At 66.4% G+C, this 4,609-nt stretch carries 7 protein-coding genes and 1 pseudogene; all 8 read left to right on the top strand.

From position 1 onward, the window contains the following. A pseudogene (locus AB5164_RS09730) lies at positions 1-438 on the top strand (phage portal protein); the annotation flags it as partial. Then, positions 419-1,690 carry a VG15 protein gene (locus tag AB5164_RS09725; protein ID WP_368142586.1) on the top strand — a complete coding sequence of 424 codons (1,272 nt, stop codon included), beginning with the start codon at positions 419-421 and terminating at the stop codon, positions 1,688-1,690. The pseudogene AB5164_RS09730 and the gene AB5164_RS09725, both read left to right, overlap by 20 nt. A 230-nt stretch (positions 1,691-1,920) precedes the next feature. Further along, the gene (locus tag AB5164_RS09720) at positions 1,921-2,379 is read left to right on the top strand and encodes a hypothetical protein (RefSeq protein WP_368142585.1); all 459 of its coding nucleotides are present in this window, start codon (positions 1,921-1,923) and stop codon (positions 2,377-2,379) included. Positions 2,380-2,404: 25 nt separating this feature from the next. Next, on the top strand, positions 2,405-3,292 hold the full coding sequence (locus tag AB5164_RS09715; protein WP_195234083.1) for a phage major capsid protein: 888 nt from the start codon (positions 2,405-2,407) through the stop codon (positions 3,290-3,292). Between the two features lie 11 nt (positions 3,293-3,303). Further along, entirely contained in the window at positions 3,304-3,501 is a 198-nt protein-coding gene (locus AB5164_RS09710) for a hypothetical protein (RefSeq protein WP_368142584.1), read from the top strand. A gap of 2 nt (positions 3,502-3,503) precedes the next feature. Continuing rightward, complete coding sequence (locus AB5164_RS09705; protein WP_273378165.1) at positions 3,504-3,899, top strand: Gp19/Gp15/Gp42 family protein; 396 nt, start codon at positions 3,504-3,506, stop codon at positions 3,897-3,899. Next, positions 3,896-4,237, top strand: a complete 342-nt coding sequence (locus AB5164_RS09700; RefSeq protein WP_368142583.1) for a hypothetical protein — start codon at positions 3,896-3,898, stop codon at positions 4,235-4,237. The genes AB5164_RS09705 and AB5164_RS09700 overlap by 4 nt, the downstream gene beginning before the upstream one ends. Then, complete coding sequence (locus AB5164_RS09695; RefSeq protein WP_368142582.1) at positions 4,230-4,520, top strand: hypothetical protein; 291 nt, start codon at positions 4,230-4,232, stop codon at positions 4,518-4,520. Before AB5164_RS09700 ends, AB5164_RS09695 begins: the two co-directional genes overlap by 8 nt. Positions 4,521-4,609 lie beyond the last annotated feature (89 nt).

Raw genomic sequence — 4,609 nt, 5'->3', positions numbered from 1 at the left:
GTGCCGGTGAGCTTCTTCGGAGTGTCCAACGACAACCCGTCCTCCTCGGACGCCATCGCCGCGTCCCTCGAGCCTCTTGTCATCGACGCCAAGAACCTCAACCGCGACAACGGCACGGCGCTGCGCAACGTGGCCTACATGGCGCTCGCCGTGGCGAACGGCACCGATTTCGCCACCGAGCGCGATGCGGGGCATGAGATCAACCCGCGATTCCTCAGCCCGGCGTACCCGTCCACGGTGAGCCTGTCCGACGCGCTGCTCAAGCAGGTGCAGGCGCTCCCGAAGCTCGCCAACTCCACGGTCGCCTACGAGATGCTCGACTACACGGACGAGCAGATCCAGCGCATCGAGTCGGATGCCAAGAAGGCGCAGGCGGGCGCGGCTATCGCATCGCTGTTCGAGCCGAAGGAGGGCGAGAATGGCGGCGGTGCCGACTAGCCTGCTGGACGAGCTGACCGATGAGGTGAACGCGCTGTCGGCAGACGCCCAGGCGAAGGTGAGGTCGGCGCTCGAGTCCCTGCTGTCGAGCTGGGAGCGCGGTGGTGGCGGCGATGTCGCCGCTCTCCGCGAGAGGGCGTACGAGACGATCGAGGCGGTGCTCGGGTACTACGCCGACACGTGCGCCGCCGCCAGGGCAGCCGAATACTACGACGCGGTCAGGGCGTCGCAGGGCTTTCCCGGGAAGTATCGGGCGGTCGCCGAGTCCATGCGAGACCCGGACGACACGCTCGGCGCGGTTAGGTATTTCATCGGCAAGGTCGTCGAGGGCGCCCCCGAGGTCTTTGTCTCGCGGTGCGTCACGAGGGTCGACGAGGAGATCAGGCGCGCCGCCAACAGGTGCGTCGCCCACAACGCGCGCAAAGACCCGGCAAAGCCGTGGTACGCCCGCGTTCCCCGTGGCGAGACGTGCGGGTTCTGCCTCATGCTCGCGTCGTTCGGCTTCTACGCCAAGACCGAGGAGGCGGCCGAGCACTCGCACGCGCACTGCGACTGCCGAATCGTCCCCGGCTTCGACGGGGTGACTACGGTCAAGGGATACGACCCTGACGGGATGTACGAGAGGTATAACGACTGCCTGGCCGCGCTCGGAGGCCGCGACGGCATCGCCTCCGACTGGTACGCAATGCCGGAGGACGAACGCAAAGCGCTCGTGAGGCGCCACGGCAACAAGGAGGGGAAGGCGTACACCGCCTACCTCAACAACCGCGTCGCATCCGAGATAGAGCTACGCGACCCGTCCTGGTACGCGGGCGGCGAGCATAAGGGCATAACGTTCACGGACGATGCGGTGAGGCGCGACAAGGTAAAGAGGTGGAGGGTAGACCCCGGAGAGAGGAGAACCGCAGAGAAGCTGGCGGCACTGGGCTACAAGACCGAGTTCTGGGAAGACGAGGTGCACCTGAAGAGCGAGAACGCGCAGGGAAAAACGACCGTAAGCCGCGCCGACCTGTCCACGGGCATCGAAATCAAGACCGTGTACACGTCGAAATCGGAGAACACGTTCAAGTCGCACATGAAGTCCGTGGCCAACAAGAGCGGGGTGCGGTTCTCCGTCTTCGACGTCAGCGAGAACAAGTCGGTCACCGACAGCCAAGCCGAAGCGTGGATACGCAAGTACATGAAGAGGTACGGAATCTCTGAGGTGCGGATGCTGGGGCACGACGGGTCGCTCCAAACGATAAAAAAATAGGCGGGAGCTGCATGTCTCAATAGGTGAGTCAAACAGCTTCCGCCTAACCTCATCATACCGCATGGCCGCCCACGGGCGGCTTTTTTCATGCCGAAAAACGCCAAACAGGCCAAATCTCACGCCCGTAGGACACTGCCGCGCGACAGGGCCGCACGGCCCGAAACGCACATCTAAGGGGCTCGGCCGCACGGCTGGCCCGACGGGCCGCACGGTCCGGGAAAGGACGCGACATGGCAGCAGAGACCAACACGGAGCCCACGGGCGGTACGGAGCCGACCGGGGGCGATGAGCCCGACTACAAGGCGCTCTACGAGGCCGAGAAGGCGCACTCCCGCAAGTGGGAGAAGCAGGCCAAGGCCAACAAGGGCGCGGCAAGCGCACTCGACGAGGCCAACCAGGCGAAGAAGACCGCCGACGAGAAGGTCGCGGAGCTCGAGAAGCGACTCGACGCCAAGGAGAAGGCCGAGGCGCGAGCCAAGACCGCCGCCAAGGTCGCGCAGGAGAAGGGAGTCCCCGCCGAGCTCATCGTCGGCGAGGACGAGGAGAGCATGGCCGCATGGTGCGACAAGATGCTCGCCGCATTCAAGACAAAGCCCGCGCCGCGAGTGGAGAAGCCCGGCAGCTTCGACAAGGGCGGCAAGGGCGGGGACGAGGCGCTGCGAGACTTCGCCAAGCGCCTCCTGAAGTAAGCCAAACCCGAAGAAAGGCACAGAAATGGCTGCAAACGACACCCAGAAAATCAAGCTGCCGTCCAGCGTGGTATCCACCATCATCGGCAAGGTGAAGGACACCTCCACCATCGCCACGCTGAGCCCCAGCACCCCGCAGAAGTTCGCGGACACGACCTACCTCGTGTTCAACCCGACCGCAGAGGCCGAGGTCGTCGCCGAGGGCGGCAAGAAGTCCGGCTCCGAGATCTCCACCGACCCCGTGGTCGCAAAGCGCGCCAAGATCGTCACGACCACGCGCGTCTCCGACGAGCTGAAGTGGGCCGACGAGGACAACCAGCTGGAGATCATCTCCAACATCATCGCCGACCAGACCGCCGCCGCGGGCCGCGCGCTCGACTACATCGTCTACCACGCCATCAACCCCAAGACCGGCCTCGGCCTCACGGGCTACACCGCCCTGACCGCTGACAAGGACGTCCACAGCGTCGCCAAGACCGACTCCCCGGTCGACGACATCGACTCCCTCTCCGACGCCCTGCTCGACTACGGCATCAACGGCATCGCCATGAGCCGCCAGTTCGCCTCCGAGCTGCGCAAGCTGCGCGTGCCCGCCACCGGGCAGCGCTTGTACCCCGAGGTGCCGCTGTCCCTCAACGTGGGCAACCTCGACGGCATCCCCGCCTCCGTGTCCGGCACCGTGAACGGCCGTCTCGCCAAGACCCCGACCAAGGTCTCCGCGATCATGGGCGACTTCTCCGCCATCAAGTGGGGCATGGTCCGCGACATCACCGCCGAGGTCATCGAGTACGGCGACCCCGACAACACCGGTCAGGACCTGAAGGGCTACAACCAGATCGCCTACCGCACCGAGGCCGTCCTCGCATACGCGGTACTCGACCCGAAGGCCTTCGCCGTCCTCAAGAGCGCCTAGGGGGTACCGAGATGGCTCTTCTAGTCCAGAAGTTCATCGTGGAGGACGCTGGCAAGGCGTCCAGCATCCTCCCGCAGCACATTGCGCTCGTCTCGCCCGACGGCAAGCCGCTCGTGCTGCCCAAGAAGGTCGCCAACCCCGGCGCCAGCCCGACCGTCGCGAAGGTCGTTCAGGCCCTCGTCGACGCCGGGATCATGGAGGCCGAGTAGCCATGGCCGCGCTCGCCAGCGTGGACGACTACAAGGCCCGCTACGGCGAGCCCGCGGACGAGGCCCGCACCGGGGTGCTGCTGCAGGACGCATCGGACCTGATGCTCGCGGCATTCGAGGACCGAATCGGCGAGTACACCGAGGGGGCGTGCCCGGCGTTCGACCGCGCCGCGCCCGCCGTGTGCTGCCTGCTCGTCAACCGCGTGCTCTCCGCCCCCGCCGCCATGGCGGGGGCCACCCAGTACAGCCAGGGGGCGGGCGGATACACGGCATCGGTGACCTACGGCTCGGCGCTCGGCGAGATGTACCTCGGGAAGAGCGACCTCAGGCGTCTCGGCCTCACCGGTCAGGCGCTCGGGGCGCTCACGCCTCTGGAGAGGGGAGGGGTGGCCGAATGACGTGCCTCATCTCCGGCGAGACCGTGACCGTGCGCAGTGCGGCCCAGTCGTTCGACGAGCTGGGAGAGCCGACCGGCGAGACGGTGACCGAGACGGCGGTCGAAAACGTCGTGGTCTGCCCCGGCGCGACCGCCGACCTCGACTCGACGCGCCCCAATGGCGTGACGGTCGCCTACACGCTCTGCTTCCCGAAGGGCGCGGACGTTGACCTCAAGGACGCGACGGTCACGGTGCGCGGCACCGACTACAAGGTGGTCGGCGACCCCAAGCGATACAACGCGGCCAACACGCCCGGCCCCTGGGACCTCACCTGCGAGGTGACCCGAACCGATGGCTAAGGCGAAGTGCGAGGTCAAGATCAAGTGGAAGGGCTGGAACCGCGGCGGATACGCCGAGGTCATGAACGGCGGGGGCGTGCAGGCCATGCTCACCGAGAAGGCCAACGCCGCCGCGGCCGCATGCAACTCCACGTTCACGCCGAAGTACGGCGAGAACGGCTACAGCACCGCGGTCGCAGGCGGTTCGCTTGCGAGGGGCCGCGTCGTCTACACGGATAGCAAGCGCGCCAACGTGAGCGAGCGCAAGCACAACCGCCTGCAATCCGTCTTCGGGGGTGACTGATGGACATCGAGAGGGTAGTGGCCCAGCGCCTTATGCACGCGACCGGCATCAAGTGCGTGCCGGACGTTCCGCGCGAGAGACCCGATGAG

The sequence above is a fragment of the Collinsella aerofaciens genome (assembly GCF_040915425.1).
Taxonomy (GTDB): Bacteria; Actinomycetota; Coriobacteriia; order Coriobacteriales; family Coriobacteriaceae; genus Collinsella; species Collinsella aerofaciens_BW.
This window is presented reverse-complemented; position numbering and strand designations above follow the sequence as displayed.

Bases quoted from the DNA above. Each gene is read 5' to 3' on its own strand.
- AB5164_RS09725 (WP_368142586.1), top strand. From the start codon at position 419: ATGGCGGCGGTGCCGACTAGCCTGCTGGACGAGCTGACCGATGAGGTG.
- AB5164_RS09720 (WP_368142585.1), top strand. From the start codon at position 1,921: ATGGCAGCAGAGACCAACACGGAGCCCACGGGCGGTACGGAGCCGACC.
- AB5164_RS09715 (WP_195234083.1), top strand. From the start codon at position 2,405: ATGGCTGCAAACGACACCCAGAAAATCAAGCTGCCGTCCAGCGTGGTA.
- AB5164_RS09710 (WP_368142584.1), top strand. From the start codon at position 3,304: ATGGCTCTTCTAGTCCAGAAGTTCATCGTGGAGGACGCTGGCAAGGCG.
- AB5164_RS09705 (WP_273378165.1), top strand. From the start codon at position 3,504: ATGGCCGCGCTCGCCAGCGTGGACGACTACAAGGCCCGCTACGGCGAG.
- AB5164_RS09700 (WP_368142583.1), top strand. From the start codon at position 3,896: ATGACGTGCCTCATCTCCGGCGAGACCGTGACCGTGCGCAGTGCGGCC.
- AB5164_RS09695 (WP_368142582.1), top strand. From the start codon at position 4,230: ATGGCTAAGGCGAAGTGCGAGGTCAAGATCAAGTGGAAGGGCTGGAAC.